We start from the raw sequence: 18,518 nt of genomic DNA, 5'->3' as shown, positions 1-18,518 counted from the left end.
TAATACTCCCTCCTTAAATTGATATCATGCCTGAGAAACCTAGAAAAGCTAATGCTAACATACCTGCTACAATAAATGCCACACCAGTTCCTTGCAACGATTCCGGAACATCTGCATACCTCAGTTTTTCTCTTAAACTAGCCATTAATGTAATTGCCAGCGCAAAACCCATTCCCGAACCCACTGCAAAAACTATACTCTTTAAGAATGTATAATTTGATTCAACATTTAATAAAGGTACTCCTAGCACAACGCAGTTAGTTGCTATTAATAGTAGGTATATTCCCCACATTCCATATAATGTGGGCAGATACTTTTTAATAATCATTTCTAGTAATTGTACAAAGCTGGCAATCAATAAAACAAATATCAGTGTAGTTAAAAATGTTACGTGAAAAGGAGCTAATACAAAATGATATACAACCCAAGATAATATAGAACTCAAGGTTATTACTGATGTTACTGCCATACCCATGCCAATTGATGCATCTAAATTCTTTGATACTCCAAAAAATATACATAATCCTAAAAATCTAGTTAACACAAAGTTATTAACCAATACAGCACTCATAAATAATATAAAGTAATCCTTCACCTTGCTTCACTTCCTTTTCTTGCTATTGCTGCTTTTCTTTTATCTAGTAACTTCATTCCACCTATTAAATACCCAATAACCATAAAAGCTCCTGGTGGTAGAATAAATATTAGTGCAGGATTATACCAACTTCCTAATATTGTTACTCCAAATATTGTTCCCATTCCAAAGAATTCTCTAATTACTCCAATTAACAACATAGCTAGTGTAAATCCACAACCCATTCCTAATCCATCTAGGAACGATGGGAAAATAGGATTTTTAGATGCAAATACTTCTGCTCGTGCTAGTATTATTGCAAAAACTACTACAAGAGCTAGATATATTCCAAGGTTTTTATATAAAACCGGAAAATATGCCTGTAAAATTAACTGAACCAAAGTAACTATTGTAGCAATTGAGGTAATATATATTGGTACTCTAACCTTTGGATTAACTAACTTTCTAGTTAATGAAACTACTGTATTATTCGCTGTTATTACAAACATTACGCAAAGTCCCATAGTAAGTGCATTTGATGCAGTAGTTGTAACCGCTAAGGCTGGGCATAAGCTTAATGCCAACCTAAAAATTGGATTTTCATCAAAGAGTCCTTTATAAAAAATCTTCCAAAGTTCTCTCATGTTACTTTCCCTCCTTATATTCAGTTACTAGTTCCGCTGCCTCTTTTACACCTTTAGTAACAGCTTTTGATGATATTGTCGCACCTGTCATAGCCTGGATATGTTCCTTGTCTGATGGATCCTTTACAACAGATAAACCATTTATATCTTTACCATTAAATTGCTTCCTGAATTTATCCTTGGAAGCATTATCCCCTAACCCCGGAGTTTCGTTATGGGATATTATGTTATAATCTATTATTTTCCCTTCTGGAGTTATAGCTGTAAGCAATTTTATTGTTCCACCGTATCCCTTTGTTTCTGTTGGAACTACATAAGCTATAATCTCTCCTCCTTTTACTGCACTATACCAACCTGTCTTTCCATCTATAGCCTTAAAGCTTTCAGCATCAGTAACCAAAGATTTCATCGATTGATTAAGAAGTTCTTCACTTTTCTGCACCGCTGTTGCTGCAGTTTTATAATAAGTTAATGCAATAATTGTTCCTGAAATAAAACAGGCTATGGCAAGATTAAAGGCAATTTGAAAAATACTATACTCTTTCTCTTTATGTTCTTCCTTCATATCCATTACCCCCTTACCCCAAACTTTTTAGGTTGAGTAAATCTGTCTATTAATGGAGTGATACTATTCATTAGCAAAATTGCATAGCAAACCCCTTCAGGATACCCCCCCTTTAATCTTATGAGGGCAGTTAAGAAACCTGCTCCAATAGCAAAAATCACCTGACCTTTTATAGTAATGGGTATCGTAACCATATCTGTCGCCATAAAGAAAGCCCCTATTATTAATCCCCCTGCTAGTATGTGGAATAATGGATCTCCTGTAAACATGCCATTTGGCCCAAATATCCATGTTATTGCTGCCACTGTGCCTATCATTAGTACAGGTACAAACCAATTGATATATCCTTTATATATTAAATAAATTCCACCTAAAATTAATAAAACAGCACAGGTTTCACCTATACTACCATTCCTATTACCTAAAAACATCTCCTTGTACATTTCAGTTTTACTACCAAAGGTAGCTACAAGTTTATCATACCCTTGTTGCTTTAAAATGTTTAAAGGGGTTGCTGTAGTAACTCCATCCACAGCTGAGTTCATACTTCTCCAAGTAGTCATAAACACTGGCCATGAAACCATAAGTGCCGCTCTCCCAATATGTGCTGGATTAAAGATGTTATATCCTAATCCTCCCATGGAATGTTTAGCAATTGCTATTGCTATAAAAGACCCTACTGCAGTCATATATATTGGCATATCTGGTGGTATACACATCGCCAATAACAACCCTGTTAAAAATGCACTTCCATCACTAATTGTGATTGGTTTTTTCATAAATTTTTCTACTAAATATTCTACTAATACTGCAGAAATACTTCCTGTTAATAAAGTTATTAAAGCTTTAATTCCAAAGTGATATACACTAAAAATACCCGCAGGAAGCAGAGCTAAATTAACTCTCCACATTATTTTACTTATAGACTGCTCAGAACGTATATGTGGAGATGCAGAAACCCTTAACAAATTTTTGTTAGATTCTATACTACTTTCCATAAAACTTCCTCCATCTATTTTGCTGCTTTTAATGCATTTTGTGACTTACTAAATTTAATGTATTGAACTATGTTTCGTTTTGCTGGACAAACGTAAGTACAGCATCCACACTCTATACAATCCAATAGGTTATAATCACTTTTTGCTTCTTCATAAAACTTTCGTTCTCCCAAAATACTTAACATACTTGGATTTAACCCCATAGGGCATGCTTCAATGCAACTACCACATCTTATGCAATTAGATTCACTATTCATATTTATTTCAGATTTTGTAAGTGCAAGTATTCCTGAGGTCCCTTTTATTATTGGTATATTTGTTGAGTATTGTGCCATCCCCATCATTGGTCCACCCATAATTATTTTCTCTGGAACCTCTCTTAACCCTCCACAGATATCAATAGCTTCCTGGAAGGTTGTTCCTATTCTTAATAATAAATTTTTAGGTTCTTCTATAGCTCCTCCAGTAATAGTAGTTACTCTTTCAATTAAAGGTATACCTTGTACAACTGCATCACTTATCGCTTTTATCGTACCAGTATTTTGCACTACTACTCCAACATCTGCTGGCAATCCTCCTGATGGCACTTCAAGGCCCGTTACTGCCTTAATTAGCATCTTCTCTCCTCCTTGAGGATACCTTGTTGGCAATGCTATTACTTTAACTTCAGTTCCTTTAAAAATATCCTTCATAACTCTTATTGCTTCTGGTTTATTATCCTCTATAGCAACAAAAGCCTTTGAGACATTTAAAACCTTCATAGTTATCCTAGTACCTATTAATATATCTTCTGGATACTCAATCATCATTCTATAATCTGCTGTAAGATAAGGTTCACATTCTGCTCCATTTAAGATTAGTGTATCAACAACTTTATCCTTAGGAGGTGATAACTTAACATGTGTTGGGAAGGTAGCTCCCCCCATTCCAACTATTCCTGCTCCTCTTATAATACTTTTTATTTCTTCTACATCTAAACTTTCCCAATCTCTCTTAATAGGAATACCCTCAGCCCATTCATCCTTTCCGTCGCTTTCAATTACTATTGATAAACACTTTCCAAAAACTCCATGAGGATAATCTGCAATTTCAATAACTCTTCCTGAGACAGTGGAATGAATAGGACTCGAAACAAATGCTTCACTATAAGCTATAACTTGCCCCTTTTTAACTTCCTCTCCACGTTCCACCATAACTGAACAAGGTGCACCAATATGCTGCCTCACAGGTATTACTACTTTATTAGGTATTGGCGCTTTTTCTATTGACTTATCCTGTGAATAAATCTTATTATCCTTAGGATGAATTCCTCCTTTAAATAGTTTTAACATCTAAACACCTCAATTCTAGTCAGTAGTTTAAAAAGATTTGCATTCATAAGTCAACTACTATTTCTCTAATATTTTTATAATTCTAGAAACCTTCTTTAAATCTTTCTTGGAATCCTTTTCAGCTCGTATGATAAGACCTATTGATATAACAAACCCCAGAATCCCCCCGATTACTTGTAAATAGCTATTGTCTAAATTTATTCCTTTTGATATTAACCACCCAATTACTGCTCCTAATGTCCCCAATATTAAAGGTAATGCGTATACAATAAAGGTTGCCTTTACCATCCCCTCTTCCCTTAACTCGAATATAACCTTGTCTCCTTTTTTGGCTCCAAGAGTATTAATCACTTCAAGCACCAATGCTAAGTCTCCTGGGCATGCTCCACAGTTTTCACAGTCCCCATGTCTTGCTACTTTAACCTTTGCAGTATTTTCTTTAGTGTCAATTACTATTCCTTGTTGCTCCTTACTCATCTCTCATCCCTCTCATGAAAGCAATTAATATATTTAATATAAAATTTATATTAAACTCGTTAAGTTGGATAAATAATTATCAATATTTTGAGTTTATTAATCGTATTTATGTCCGTATTATTTCTATTTTTTACTAACTATTCTTCATATATTTTATACCTCTATTTTTAAAATTCAATAGGTACTTTTACTCATATTTAACTTTAAAAATATATTTTCTTAATTTTCAAATAATTACAATTATATATAAATATTAGAGAACTCAATAAAATCGCCACTTGCTAGAATTAATATTTTCTTATTATTAAAAAGTTAATTTTTTGTAAACTTTTGTTTTTTTATATTTTTATTTGTATTGTAAACTTTTTTCATTTTTTACATTTGTTATATTATTCACAAACTTTCTCTCAAAAGTAAGTTTGTTTCTTATTTCAACATACTTTAATGATATTTTCTAATATAATTACTCACTAATTTTCTAAACTCATAATAATAAACAGAATAAAAAAGAAGAGGCAATTTATCCTCTTCTTCAACAAAATGTTCATAATTTCTTAAAATTTCTCTTTAATATCCCTAGCTGCTTGCTTTATATCCTCTTTTGCCAAAATGTCAGAAATAACTGCAACCCCGTCAACGTTACTTTCTTTTAGCTTATCAACATTCTTTGAATTAATTCCCCCTATAGCTACTATAGGAATATTAACAGTTTCCTTAATCTCCTTAAGCAATTCTAACGATACATTTCTAGCATCATCCTTTGTAGTTGTAGAAAAAACTGCACCAACTCCTAGGTAATCAGCACCTTCTTTTTCAGCTTTTATAGCTTCATCAATTGTAGCAGTTGAAACTCCAAGTATCTTATCTGGGCCTATTAAATTTCTTGCTATACTGGCTGGCATATCACTTTGCCCTACATGCACCCCGTCTGCATCTATTGCAAGTGCAATATCTATTCTATCATTTATTATAATTGGCACATTATTTCTACTGGTTATTTCTTTGATCTCACTAGCTACTTTATAAAACTCAGAAGTACTTATGTCTTTTTCTCTTACTTGTACCAGTGTAACCCCACCTAAAATAGCTTCCTCTACTGCTTCTACAATATTTCGATTCTTTAACATATCTCTATCTGTAACAAGATAAAGAGTATAATCTACTTCTTTACTCATATATTTTACCTCTACTTAATAAAGTTTCTTCATTTAGTTTATATATCTCATCAAGTATATAAACCTTTAAACTACCTGTTCCTAAATCCTCTGCTTCAACCTTCTCATTTGCTTTCTCTCCTGCTATCCCCATGGATACTACCCCTGATAAAGCAGATAATAAATGATCTTCTCCTGCACCTAGATATGAACCAATAAGTGAAGTACACATACAACCAGTACCTGTAACCTTCGACATTATCTTATGTCCATTTTCAATGGTATATAGCTTTTCTCCATCCGTTATTATATCTACAGCTCCGGTTATAGCTATAACTGTGTTTAGTTTTTTAGCAACAGCTTTAGCAAATTCTTTTTCTTCAGCAAGTTTATCACTATCTGCAGCAATGCTTTCTGCCGCATCTACACCCTTTGTTATTGTATCTATACCATATAAAACTTTAATCTCAGAGATATTTCCTCTTACCACAGACAACTTTATATTTTCTAGAATTCTTTTTGCTACCTCTGTTCTATAAGGTGTAGCACCCGCTCCTACAGGATCTAATACTACAGGAATTCCTAGTTCATTTGCTTTTATGCCTGCTTCAAGCATCGCCTCTACCGTTCTACTATTAAGTGTACCAATATTTATCACTAATGCAGATGCCAATGACACCATATCCTTAACTTCATTTATGTCATCAGCCATAACAGGAGATGCTCCTATTGCTAAAGTTATATTTGCACAGTCATTTACTGTTACATAATTTGTTAAGTGATGCACTAGTGGTCCCTTTTCTCTTACTTTCTCTAATAATCCAGCTACTTCTTCATTAATCTTCATTTAGTAATCCTCCTTTTTTATAAAGTTCATAGAAATGATGTGTAGGTCCAACACCTTTTCCTATATCTAGTGAATGTTCTATTGCTACAGTTATATATTTTTTAGCTTTATTAACAGCTTCTTTAATATCAAATCCAAGAGCTAAATTAGATGCAATTGCTGAAGATAAGGTACATCCTGTACCATGAGTATTCTTTGTATTAATTCTTTCAGATTGGAAATGTATAATTTCCTTTCCATCATATAATACATCAATAGCTTCTCCTTTAATATGACCACCTTTTAACAAAACATTTTTACATCCAAGCTTATATATCTCTTTTGCTGCTGCTTCCATATCCTCTACTGTTTCTATTGCAACTATATCTGAATTTACTGCTTTTAAAATCTCCTCAGCTTCAGGAACATTAGGCGTAATTATATAAGCTAATGGTATTAATTCATCTATTAATGCACTTTCTGATTCAGGTTTCAATAAAGAATATCCGCTTTTAGATATCATTACTGGATCCAATACTAAATTCTTAGGCTTATATAACTTCAATTTTTCTGCTATCGCTTTTATGGTTGATATTTGCGAAACCATCCCTATCTTGACTGCATCTACCTCTATATCTGTAAAGATTGCATCTATTTGCCCTTTGATTATTTTTGCATCTAAATCTTGTACATCAAAAACTCCTTGAGTGTTTTGCGCAGTTACTGCCGTTATAACACTCATACCATATACTCCATTAGCACTAAAAGTTTTAAGATCTGCTTGTATTCCTGCTCCTCCGCAGCTATCTGATCCTGCTATAGTTAATACCTTTTTCATAAAAACCTCCTTATGTTTACTTAAAATTTAATATACACTTGTTTCCACTTATATTTATTTATAAATCTTTATTATTTAATGATATTAGCTTTGTAGAGTTTAAAACTCTAACTAATAAGTATGCTATTAGACTACCACCTACAGTACTTATTAAAAATGGAACTATATAAAACAGTGCACCTACTTCTTTTCCCATTATTAGCTTAGCTATAGGAAAAGATAGTAATGCTCCTAAGATTCCTGTGCCAAATACCTCACCTAAAACTGCAAGAAAACTTTTTTTAGTTTTAAGATATAGGTAACCTGCCAAGAATGCCCCTATCATGCTTCCAGGAAAAGCCAAAAGAGTTCCTGTTCCAAGAATATTTCTTAATAATGAAATGCAAAAAGCTACTGCAACTCCATATCCAGGACCTAACAATATTCCTGATAAGACATTAATTGTGCCTTGCATAGGAAAACATTTTGATGCTCCTATTGGTATATAAATCAAATTCCCTGTTACTACTCCAATTGCTATAAATAAAGACGCTATAGTTAATTTTTTAGTTTTCATCATATTCCTCCTTTGTGTGTCACTTTAATAAAAAAAGCACAAATCCATAGGATTTGTGCTTAAAATTACCTTCTATAAAATAAAGAAAACAACTTCCTACGCTGGAATAACCCAGTTCAGGTTCATAGGGTTAAAAGAATAAGTTCTTTTTCTCAGTCGGTCAAATCCCAACACCCCTGTGTTTTTTATTATTAAATTGTCTCCTTCATAATAGCATAGTATTATATTTTCTTCAACTAAAGATATTAACCAATTTTAAACTTGCTAACACCTTCATTAAGAAGTTTAGCTAAGTCTTGAAGTTCCTCTGTAAATCTTGCAACTTCTTCCATTGTGGCATTTATCTCCTCAGCTGAAGCTGAAACTTCTTCTGATCCAGAAGCTGTCTCTTGAGATACTGCTGAAATATTATCAATCTGCATAATTACATTATTTTTCTTAGCTGCAATTACTGAAGTAGAACTAATAATTGTCTTTATTCCATCAGTTAATCCATTAATAGATTTTAATATTTCATTAAATATCTTCTCTGTTTCAACCACTGCAGCTTCTTGCTCAATTACAATAGCATTAGAGCTTTCAATTGCTTTAACTGCTGATTTTGACATATTCTTAACTGACTCAATAATTTTTTTAATTTCTTCAGTAGAGTTCCTTGATTGCTCAGCTAACTGTCTTATTTCTTCTGCTACAACAGCAAATCCTTTACCAGCTTCTCCTGCTCTTGCCGCTTCTATACTAGCATTAAGTGCTAATAAATTAGTTTGATCCGTTATATCTACGATAGCATCTGAAATCATATTTATCTCTTCAGTATTTTTACTCATTTCCATAACAATTTCACTTACTTCTATAGAAGAGCTCTTAGTTTTACTTGATTTTACTGCTAAATCAATAACCATGTCTATTCCTTTATTACCTAGTTCTAATGCATTACGAGATAGATTTTCTACATCTTTTGTTGTAGCTGATATTTCATCAATTCCTGTAGCTAATTCACTAATATCACTAGCTGCATCTTGCGAACTTTGTGCTTGTTGTGTTGCTCCTAAAGCAATTTCTTCAATAGCTTTAGATACTTGAGTTATAGATACAGTAGTCTCTCCAGCCATTGTAGAAAGTGTTTGTGAGTTTTCTGCTACAGTTTCAGATGATATTTTAACATCACTCATTAAACTCGCAATATTACTAATCATACTGTTAAAATCTTTACCTAAGTCTCCAAATTCATCTTTAGACTTGATATCTACTTTTGCAGATAAGTCTCCATTTGCCGCATCATTAAATGCTTTACTTAACTGTTTTGCATTCTTAGCCATTCCACCACTTAAATAAAGTGATACAAATATAGATATTACTATAACAGCTACAATTACTATAAGCATTATATTTCTTATTGCATTAACATCATTATCTACTTCTGTAATACTCATGGCAGCAACTATTTTCCATCCACTAGTTTCATTAGTTATGTAACTTGAAAACTTATCAGCTCCATTATAATTATATTTTATAAAACCATTTTTACCATTCTTTATATCATTCCATATACTAAGCTTTGAAGCTTCTGGTGTTCCAATAAGTTTATCATTAGGATGAGATATAATTACCCCATCGCTGTCTGCTATATAGGCATATCCACTATCTCCAATTTTTGAATCTTTAAAAGTGTTAGCTAAAACACTTAAATCCACATCAACTGATACTACACCTATTACTTTTCCGTTACTAATCACTGCCTTAGCAACACTTACTAAAAATTGGCCTGTTGCTGCACTTTTATATGCTTTTGTAATTACTGCTTTTCCTTCATTATCTAACGCAAGCTTATACCAATCCCTTACTCTTGGATCATATCCCTCAGCCATTTTAGCTTCTGGATATCTGTAAAATCCTCCTTGTTCAGTTCCCATATATGCTGCAATTATATCTTTACTACTTCCTTGCATTCCTTTCAAGTGCTCATATAATATAGCACTTTTTTCTTGCGTTCCATCAAAAGTTGCAAGACTATCCTCACTAGAAGCCATATTTACTAAGACTACTTTTGCATTTAAATAATTATCTACAGCCTTATTAATTTCTGATATAGTTTGACTGCTTGTAGCTTCAAACTTTTTTGTTAAAGTTGTCTTTGATTGAAAATATGCAAACGTTCCCAATACTATTAAAGAAATAATGCATATAGATAAAAAACCTGCAACTAATTTTACACGTATTCCTCTTAGTATAATATTTTGTTTCATTAGTTAATCCCCCTCTTATCCTTCGTTTAAATTCAATTAATTATCGCCTCGAGCAGACTAAAACCTTATATGAATTTCTATTATTCTTCTGCATTCCCCAAATTACACATTATGTAATTGTTTTACAGATGGCATGTTATATCAAATTATATTAGATTGCTTACTTAAACTATATTGGATTAATAAAAAAACAAAGCACAAATCCTATGAATTTATGCTTTGTTTCTTATTGTCAAATTGTTAATATAATAAAGGTAGAACTATTCAATTTTAAACTTACTAACTCCAGCTTTAAGAAGAGTTGATAAATCTTGAAGCTCCTCTGTAAATCTTGCTACTTCTTCCATTGTGGCATTTATCTCCTCAGCTGAAGCTGAAACTTCTTCTGATCCAGAAGCTGTCTCTTGAGATACTGCTGAAATATTATCAATCTGCATAATTACATTATTTTTCTTGGCTGCAATTACTGATGTAGAGCTAATGATTGTCTTTATTCCATCAGTTAATCCATTAATAGATTTTAATATTTCATTAAATATCTTCTCTGTTTCAACCACTGCACCTTCTTGTTCATTTACAATAGCATTAGAGCTTTCAATTGCTTTGACTGCTGATTTTGACATACTCTTAACTGATTCAATAATCTTTCTAATCTCTTCAGTAGAATTCCTTGATTGCTCAGCTAACTGTCTTATTTCTTCTGCTACAACAGCAAATCCTTTACCAGCTTCCCCTGCTCTTGCTGCTTCTATGCTAGCATTAAGTGCTAATAAATTAGTTTGATCCGTTATATCTACGATAGCATCTGAAATCATATTTATCTCTTCAGTATTTTTACTCATTTCCATAACAATTTCACTTACTTCTATTGAAGAACTCTTAGTTTTACTTGATTTAGTAGATAAATCATTAACCATATCTAATCCTTTGTTACCTAGTTCCAATGCATTACGAGATAGATTTTCTACATCTTTTGTTGTAGCTGATATTTCATCAATTCCTATGGCTAAATTACTAATATCCATTGCTGCATCTTGTGAACTTTGTGCTTGTTGAGTTGCTCCTAAAGAAATTTCTTCAATAGCTTTTGATACTTGAGTTATAGATACAGTAGTCTCTCCAGCCATTGTAGAAAGTATTTGTGAGTTTTCTGCAACGGTTTCTGATGACATCTTAACATCCTTCATTAATTTTGCTATGTTTGCCAACATACTATTAAAGTCTTTTCCCAAATCTCCAAATTCATCTTTAGACTTAATGTCTACTTTTGCAGATAAATCTCCATTTGCTGCATCATTAAATGCTTTACTTAACTGTTTTGCATTCTTAGCCATTCCACTACTTAAATAAAGTGATACAAATATAGCTATTACTATAACTGCTGCTATTACTATAAGCATTATATTTCTTATTGCATTAACATCATTATCTACTTCTGTAATACCCATGGCAGCAACTATCTTCCATCCACTAGTTTCATTAGTAATATAGCTTGAGTATTTATCAGCACCATTATATGTATATCTTATAAGGCCACTTTTACCATTCTTTATATCATTCCAGATGCTAAGTTTTGTAGCTTCTGGTGTTCCAATTATTTTGCTATTTGGATGGGATAAAATTACACCTTCTGAATCAGAAATATATACATATCCACTGTCTCCAATCTTTGAGTCCTTAAACTTATCTGCCATAGCATTTAAATCTATATTTACTACAACAACGCCTATAACTTTTCCATTGTTAATTACAGCTTTTGCAACACTGGTCATAATTTGACCTGTTGCAGCATTTTTAGTTGCTTTCGTAATTACTGCTTTTCCTTCATTATCTAACGCAAGTTTATACCAATCTCTCGTTCTTGGATCATACCCAGCTTCCATTTGTGCTTCTGGATATCTGAAATACTTACCATCTTCTGTTCCCATACTTGCTGAAATTATATCTTTACTGCTTACCTGAATATCTTGCAAGTACCTATATACCAGTGTAGTTTTCTCTTGACTTCCATCAAACGCTACAAAGCTGTCATTTCCTGAAGCCATATTTACCATAGTAACCTTTGAATTTAAATATGTATCTACAGCCTTATTAATTTCTGATACAGTTTGTCCGCTTGTTACTTCAAACTTTTTAGTTAATGTTGATTTTGATTGTAAATACGAGGAAACACCTAATACCAATAATGGTATTATGCAAATAGATAAAAAACCTGTAACTAATTTTGCACGTATTCCTCTTAGACTAATTTTTTTCCTCATTAGTTTATCCCCCTATATCTTTCAGTAAAATCCAATTAACATTATACTTGATTGTTATATATTTAACTATATATTTTTAATCTTTATTTAATATTTTGTTAAATCATATTAAATTATATATTTAACAAAATGAATTTAAGGAGGATTGTATTTCTATTATTATAAATTTTTAATACTATCTAGCAGTATATCTGTATCATTTTTAAACTTAATCAACTGTTCTATATCCATATTAATAGATTTTAAAATACATTCTGGTATTGTTAGTGCTTGTTCTTTAAGCTCTTTTCCCTTTTCAGTAATGTTCACGCAAAGTATTCTTTCATCTTCACTTGAACGCTGCCTTTTTAACAGCTCCATTGCCTCTAATCTTTTAAGTAATGGTGTCAGAGTTCCTGAATCTAGATATAATCTGTTACTCAACTCCTTAAGAGTTATATTTTCCTTCTCCCATAGTACTAGCATTACTAAATATTGAGGATAAGTTATTCCTAACTTATCTAAAAAAGGTCTATATATTTTTGTTATAGCTCTTGATGTTGCATATATTGAAAAACATAGTTGGTTTTCTAGCTTTAATCCATCTTCAAAATTCATCTTATACATCTCCTGTATTTCTAATTTATAATACTTCATATCTTATTATAAATTAAAAATATAATTTCACAAAGTATTATTTTATAAAATTTAATTGCACGCAATTTAATTTGTGCTATAATATATTCAATAACACAATTAATAGGAGGATTTAATATGTCAATTTATGATTTTTCAGCCAAATCAATAACTGGTAAGGAGACTTCCTTAAGTGAATACAAAGGAAAGGTTCTTCTTATAGTAAACACTGCAAGTAAATGTGGTTTTACTCCTCAGTATAAGGACCTAGAAGCCATATATAAAAAATTAGGTAATGACAAATTTGAAGTTCTTGGATTCCCTTGTAATCAATTTGCAAAACAAGAACCAGGAACTAGTGATGATATTAAAAATTTTTGTGAAATTAATTATGGAGTAACTTTTCCATTATTTGAAAAAGTAGATGTGAAAGGCCCAACAGCTCATGAAGTATTTAAATATTTAACTACTGAAAAGCCTGGTATACTAGGGGGCGAAATCAAATGGAATTTCACAAAATTTCTTATAGATAAAAATGGTAATGTAGTAGATAGATTTGCACCAACTACTTCACCATCAAAAATAGAAAAAGATATTATAAAATTAATGGAGGTTTAATATTATGTCAATTTATGATTTTTCAGCAAAGAATATAAATGGAGAAGATGTTTCTCTAAGAAAATATGAAGGAAAGGTTTTACTTATTGTAAACACTGCAAGCAAATGTGGTTTTACTCCTCAATATAAGGACTTAGAAGTTTTATATAAAAAACTAGGAAATGAGAGATTTGAGATTCTTGGATTCCCTTGCGATCAGTTTGCTAACCAAGAGCCTGGAACTAGTGAAGATATCAAAAACTTCTGTGAAATCAATTATGGTGTTACTTTCCCAATATTCGAAAAAATAGATGTTAACGGTGAGAATGCTCATGATTTATTTAAGTTCCTTAAGTCAGAAGCTCCCTTTAAAGGAATTGATGATAGTACTACTACAGGAAAATTTCTAAAAGCATTTCTTTCAGAAAAATATCCTGAAACACTTTTGGGAGACTCAATAAAGTGGAATTTCACAAAATTTTTAGTTAATAAGGACGGTGAAGTTGTTAACCGCTTTGAATCTACTATCGAACCTTCTGATATTGAGCCATATATAACTTCTCTTTTATAATTTAACTTACACTAAACAAATTACTTAAGATGCTTATTCAAAGGCTAGAAGCATTTTAAGTAATTTTTATTATCTAATTAATTTTTTATAATAATACGTTGACAAGCATTACCATGCCATGATATTATTATATATTTGCTTGAAACATATTAAAGTGATATAATTAATATATTAATTGGTTATATTGGAGGTGAATTATATGTTTCAAATCGGTGATAGAGTTATCTACCCAATGCAGGGGGCTGGTATAATTCAAGGCATAGAAGATAAAGAAGTTTTTGGTACCCCAGAGAAGTATTTCATAATAAACATACTTAGTAATAAAATGCAGGTAATGGTGCCATTAAGCAAAGCTCCAAATACCGGTATACGACTTGTTAGTGATGAAAATATGCTAAAAGATGTCTTAATTAACTTTAAAACAAAAAAGTTATTTACTAGTCAGGAACTTAGCTATAGAGAAAGATATCACATTAATATGGCCAAGGTTAAAACAGGGAAAATAATGGAGGGATCTGAAGTTGTCCATGACTTAATGCTGCTAGGAGAAAATAAACCATTAAACAGTAGCGAAAAACAACTTCTCCTCACTGCAAAGAAAATATTGATTAGTGAAATATCCATAATCAAAGGCATATCCGAATCAAACGCAGAAGATTTGTTATCATCTAACTTTTCTTAGTTAATTAATTTAAGGTAACCAAAAAGATTAATTTCTTATATACATATTTATATAAGTGTTAATCCCTTAGTTACCTTTTTTTATATCTTTAAATCTATTTTCTTTTATTTTGTTAAGTACAAGTATAACAATTTTATTGTATTTTCAAAAGCATCATAGTGAGTTCTCTCCATTCCGTGAGATGCGTGTACTCCCGGTCCTATAAGTGCTCCTCTTATGTCGTTCCCACCTTTAAGCGCAGCTCCAACATCTGATCCATACATTGGATAAATGTCTACCGCATACTCTACTTTATTAGTTTTCGCTAAATTTATTAAGTCTGTTACCATATTATAATCATATGGTCCACCTGAGTCCTTAGCGCATATTGATACCTGATATTCAGTACAACTTAAATCTTCTCCTATACACCCCATATCAACAGCTATCATTTCAGTTATATCACTAGGTATATAGGATGATCCATGCCCTACCTCTTCATATGTTGAAATAAACATTTTTGTTGTATATGTTGGAATAATCTTTTCCCTACTAAAAAACTCCAACAATCCTATTAAACAGGAAACGCTACCTTTATCATCAATAAATCTTGATTTTACAAATCCACTATTAGTTATTGTTGTTTTAGGATCTATAAAAACAAAGTCCCCAGCACATATGCCTAATTTCTGAACATCCTCTTTATTGGTTACCATTTCATCTAATCTTATTTCCATGTTTTCATCATCACGTTTCTTAGTTGAACTATCCTTATAAACATGTGCTGCTGGACTAGTACTTAAAAATGTCCCCGTATAGATCTTTCCTTCTCTAGTCCTAACTTTACAATACTCACTATCAAGTGTTGGAACTATAGGTCCACCAACTAAAGTAAATTTAAGTGTCCCATTCGATGTAATAGACCTAACCATCGCACCTAATGTATCTACATGTGCTGATAATCCCACTACTTTTTCACTAGATTTACCTGGAATAGTGATTATCCCACATCCTTTATTTGTAGTCTCAAAAGAATAATTGAATTCTTTCGCATATTCTTCTATTTTCTTCATAATTTCAAAGCAAAAACCACTAGGACTATCAAATTCTAATATTTCTTTTGCAGTTTTTAATAGAAACTCTTTATTTATTTTTATATCCATCTTTACCTCCTGAAACTTTCTCAATATAATAGCCATTACATATAATTATACTGCAATGGCTATTAATTTTTATTTATTTTTTCTAATTTCTTTTTGTATTTTCTTTAATGCTTTCTTGGAACCTCTTTCTATATCCCTTTCTAACTTTCTCTCTTTATAGCTCCTAAATAAACTATCCATATCGTAATCTTCTGGGTACAGCTCCTTAGCTTTAAGTTCTAGTTTTATTCTTTTATCATTTACCTCAATAAAGCTACCTTTGTATAGAACTACTAAGTTATTAAGTTTGTCTGCCGTCTTATATACTATTCCATAATCATTTTTTTCAAGAAGTAAAACCTTATCCCCTACTTCATAAGTTTCCTGCTTAATCTCTGATGGTCCTTCAACCATAGTGTACTTCTTAACTTTGCTATCTCTCACTAAGCTATAGTTATAATTCTTATTTTCTATATAGCTTTGTGCTCTTTCAATTACAGAATCACTTATTCCCATCTTTCTAGATATCCAGAATGCATTGCTATCACCTGATTTACCTATAACTAGCTTATATAAAGGTTCTAAGGTTTCATTTTCAAATTGCATAGCTGCATTTTCAAAATCTTGATGTCCCTGAGAGAAATTTTTTATTTCTCCATAGTGAGTAGTTGCTAGTGTTATACATCCGCTATGGTAAAACTCTTCTAAAACAGAAATGGCTATTGCTGCTCCTTCATTTGGCTCTGTTCCACTCCCTATCTCATCGCAAATTATCAACGTAGATCTATTACAACCATTTATCATAGACGCTAGATTCTTAATATGAGAAGAGAAGGTACTTAGTGAGTTCTCTATACTTTGATTATCACCAATATCAACAAAGATTTTTTCAAACACTGCTATTTCTGTTCCTTCTTCAGCCGGAATATGAAATCCAGCTTGAGTTGCAAGAGTTAATAACCCTAAGTTTTTTAGAACTACTGTCTTGCCTCCAGCATTTGGACCTGTAATAATAAGTGTTCTATAATCTTTACCAACACTTATATCAAGTGGTACTACCCTTCCCTCAAGTAATGGATGTTTACCTTTAATAATATTTATAAATCCATAATCATTTAGTTTTGGTTTTATGCCACATATTGCTCTACTATACTTTGCTTTCGCAAATATCATGTCATATTCAGAAATAACCTCAATATTTATTTTAATTTGTTTTAAACTTTCAAATATCATTTCAGTTATAGCTGCCAAAATCTTATATTCCTCTATGGATTCTTGAGCCTTTAATTCCATTAATTCAGATGTATTTTTAGAAACAGAACTAGGCTCTATAAATACTGTTGATCCTTTTGATGAAACTTCTATTATAGTCCCATCTACATGGTTTTTATATGCTGCCTTTATAGGTATAGTAAACCTATCATTCCTTTTGCTTATAAAGAAGTCTTGTATATAATTCTTATAAGCACTATTTTTTAAAAACTTATTTAGAGTTTCTTGTATTCTTCCTTCAATAATATCAATAGACTTCCTTATTTTTTTCAGCTCTTTAGTTGCATTCGAATCTACTCTATTTCCTTTAATTGAATATTCTATTTCTTCTTCTATATATCTTAATTCAGTAATATTATCTCCATAAGAACTTAATGTAGGGGCATAAAATTCTTTACCCCTCATATATTCTTTTATTTTTCTGCATCCTCTTAAGAAATTACAAAAAACCCCTAAGTCCTCTGGCTCTAATACAGCTCCTTTTTCAATGGCTGTTATTAAATTATCTATATTGAATATACCATCTAAAGGTACATAATTACTTGAACCTAATAATTCTCTGCCTTCGCTTGTTTCACTTAACCTTTTTTCAACTACCTTTATATTCGTGCTAGGCATAAGCTTATCAATTAGTTTTTTCCCAAGTCCACTAACGCAGTAGGATTTTACAATTTCTTTTAATTCCTCAAATTGAAGTTTTTCTAATGTATTATTATTCATTCATCTCTCTCCTTACATAGAATATATCATTCTATGAAGACACAACAAAAAAAGATTTCATTAGTAAATTCAGAAAGTTATCATAACCCTCTATTATTAAATAAAAAAAGCTATGGATACACCATAGCTAAAAATACGCAAACTTATTAAATGATAGACTTTTCCTATCATATTAAATGAGTACTTATGGCTCTGTATCTTCATAGATTCTCTAAATAAATCCATAGCAAATAAAGGTATACCATACCATCATTTAAAAATTTATTTAGAAATATAAAATTAATCTATTTAGATACTACCCCGCTCACAAAAGCACCTCTTTCCTTGATTCTAATGAAATCTACAATGTTAATATATAATACTCGTTCTTTATTGTCAATTATCAAAATCTTTAATTCACTTATAAACTTAGTATGTTTTACATAAACTATCCTACGACAAGGTCTATGCTTTTTAAATTTTGGAGGTAA

Annotated in this window: 18 protein-coding genes and 1 riboswitch; of the genes, 3 read left to right on the top strand and 15 right to left on the bottom strand. The window is 31.5% G+C overall.

Annotation, left to right across the window (positions count from 1 at the left end):
* Window positions 1–13: 13 nt before the first annotated feature.
* The 13 genes from L1S47_RS10455 to L1S47_RS10395 form a co-directional block, all read right to left on the bottom strand.
* Window positions 14–595 (bottom strand): RnfABCDGE type electron transport complex subunit A, encoded by a 582-nt coding sequence (locus tag L1S47_RS10455; protein ID WP_202769249.1) that lies wholly within the window; start codon window positions 593–595, stop codon window positions 14–16.
* A complete protein-coding gene (rsxE, locus tag L1S47_RS10450) occupies window positions 592–1,218 on the bottom strand; it encodes an electron transport complex subunit RsxE (protein WP_202769248.1) in 627 nt (208 codons plus the stop codon). Before rsxE ends, L1S47_RS10455 begins: the two co-directional genes overlap by 4 nt.
* A gap of 1 nt (window position 1,219) precedes the next feature.
* Window positions 1,220–1,783 carry an RnfABCDGE type electron transport complex subunit G gene (locus L1S47_RS10445; protein ID WP_238883516.1) on the bottom strand — a complete coding sequence of 188 codons (564 nt, stop codon included), beginning with the start codon at window positions 1,781–1,783 and terminating at the stop codon, window positions 1,220–1,222.
* 5 nt (window positions 1,784–1,788) lie between these two features.
* Window positions 1,789–2,781: an RnfABCDGE type electron transport complex subunit D gene (locus tag L1S47_RS10440; protein WP_202769246.1), complete on the bottom strand. Its 993-nt coding sequence runs from the start codon at window positions 2,779–2,781 to the stop codon at window positions 1,789–1,791.
* A 14-nt stretch (window positions 2,782–2,795) separates the two neighbouring features.
* Window positions 2,796–4,112: an electron transport complex subunit RsxC gene (gene rsxC, locus L1S47_RS10435; protein ID WP_238883515.1), complete on the bottom strand. Its 1,317-nt coding sequence runs from the start codon at window positions 4,110–4,112 to the stop codon at window positions 2,796–2,798.
* Between the two features lie 57 nt (window positions 4,113–4,169).
* Window positions 4,170–4,589, bottom strand: coding sequence for a SoxR reducing system RseC family protein (locus L1S47_RS10430; RefSeq protein ID WP_238883514.1), 420 nt, complete (start codon window positions 4,587–4,589; stop codon window positions 4,170–4,172).
* A 554-nt stretch (window positions 4,590–5,143) separates the two neighbouring features.
* Complete coding sequence (gene thiE, locus L1S47_RS10425; RefSeq protein ID WP_238883513.1) at window positions 5,144–5,764, bottom strand: thiamine phosphate synthase; 621 nt, start codon at window positions 5,762–5,764, stop codon at window positions 5,144–5,146.
* On the bottom strand, window positions 5,757–6,590 hold the full coding sequence (gene thiM / locus L1S47_RS10420; RefSeq protein WP_238883512.1) for a hydroxyethylthiazole kinase: 834 nt from the start codon (window positions 6,588–6,590) through the stop codon (window positions 5,757–5,759). The genes thiE and thiM overlap by 8 nt, the downstream gene beginning before the upstream one ends.
* Window positions 6,580–7,407: a bifunctional hydroxymethylpyrimidine kinase/phosphomethylpyrimidine kinase gene (gene thiD / locus L1S47_RS10415; RefSeq protein ID WP_238883511.1), complete on the bottom strand. Its 828-nt coding sequence runs from the start codon at window positions 7,405–7,407 to the stop codon at window positions 6,580–6,582. The genes thiM and thiD overlap by 11 nt, the downstream gene beginning before the upstream one ends.
* A 58-nt stretch (window positions 7,408–7,465) precedes the next feature.
* Window positions 7,466–7,963, bottom strand: coding sequence for an energy coupling factor transporter S component ThiW (thiW, locus tag L1S47_RS10410; RefSeq protein WP_202769240.1), 498 nt, complete (start codon window positions 7,961–7,963; stop codon window positions 7,466–7,468).
* Window positions 7,964–8,038: 75 nt separating this feature from the next.
* Window positions 8,039–8,151, bottom strand: a riboswitch (TPP riboswitch).
* Window positions 8,152–8,208: 57 nt separating this feature from the next.
* Window positions 8,209–10,209 carry a methyl-accepting chemotaxis protein gene (locus tag L1S47_RS10405; RefSeq protein ID WP_238883510.1) on the bottom strand — a complete coding sequence of 667 codons (2,001 nt, stop codon included), beginning with the start codon at window positions 10,207–10,209 and terminating at the stop codon, window positions 8,209–8,211.
* A 260-nt stretch (window positions 10,210–10,469) separates the two neighbouring features.
* On the bottom strand, window positions 10,470–12,470 hold the full coding sequence (locus L1S47_RS10400; protein ID WP_238883509.1) for a methyl-accepting chemotaxis protein: 2,001 nt from the start codon (window positions 12,468–12,470) through the stop codon (window positions 10,470–10,472).
* A gap of 159 nt (window positions 12,471–12,629) precedes the next feature.
* Window positions 12,630–13,067 carry a MarR family winged helix-turn-helix transcriptional regulator gene (locus L1S47_RS10395; protein WP_238883508.1) on the bottom strand — a complete coding sequence of 146 codons (438 nt, stop codon included), beginning with the start codon at window positions 13,065–13,067 and terminating at the stop codon, window positions 12,630–12,632.
* Between the two features lie 156 nt (window positions 13,068–13,223).
* Here L1S47_RS10395 and L1S47_RS10390 point away from each other — a divergent pair, with 156 nt between their 5' ends.
* From L1S47_RS10390 to L1S47_RS10380, 3 genes are all read left to right on the top strand, one after another.
* Complete coding sequence (locus L1S47_RS10390; RefSeq protein ID WP_238883507.1) at window positions 13,224–13,703, top strand: glutathione peroxidase; 480 nt, start codon at window positions 13,224–13,226, stop codon at window positions 13,701–13,703.
* A 4-nt stretch (window positions 13,704–13,707) separates the two neighbouring features.
* Window positions 13,708–14,253: a glutathione peroxidase gene (locus L1S47_RS10385; RefSeq protein ID WP_238883506.1), complete on the top strand. Its 546-nt coding sequence runs from the start codon at window positions 13,708–13,710 to the stop codon at window positions 14,251–14,253.
* A 199-nt stretch (window positions 14,254–14,452) separates the two neighbouring features.
* Window positions 14,453–14,935, top strand: coding sequence for a CarD family transcriptional regulator (locus tag L1S47_RS10380; RefSeq protein WP_238883505.1), 483 nt, complete (start codon window positions 14,453–14,455; stop codon window positions 14,933–14,935).
* A 104-nt stretch (window positions 14,936–15,039) separates the two neighbouring features.
* Here the strand turns inward: L1S47_RS10380 and L1S47_RS10375 are convergent, their stop codons facing one another.
* A complete protein-coding gene (locus tag L1S47_RS10375; RefSeq protein WP_238883504.1) occupies window positions 15,040–16,077 on the bottom strand; it encodes a M42 family metallopeptidase in 1,038 nt (345 codons plus the stop codon).
* Between the two features lie 69 nt (window positions 16,078–16,146).
* Window positions 16,147–18,048, bottom strand: coding sequence for an endonuclease MutS2 (locus tag L1S47_RS10370; protein WP_238883503.1), 1,902 nt, complete (start codon window positions 18,046–18,048; stop codon window positions 16,147–16,149).
* Window positions 18,049–18,518: the final 470 nt, after the last annotated feature.

This window comes from Clostridium sp. YIM B02551, from assembly GCF_022324735.1.
Lineage (GTDB): Bacteria > Bacillota > Clostridia > Clostridiales > Clostridiaceae > Clostridium_T > Clostridium_T paridis.
This window is presented reverse-complemented; position numbering and strand designations above follow the sequence as displayed.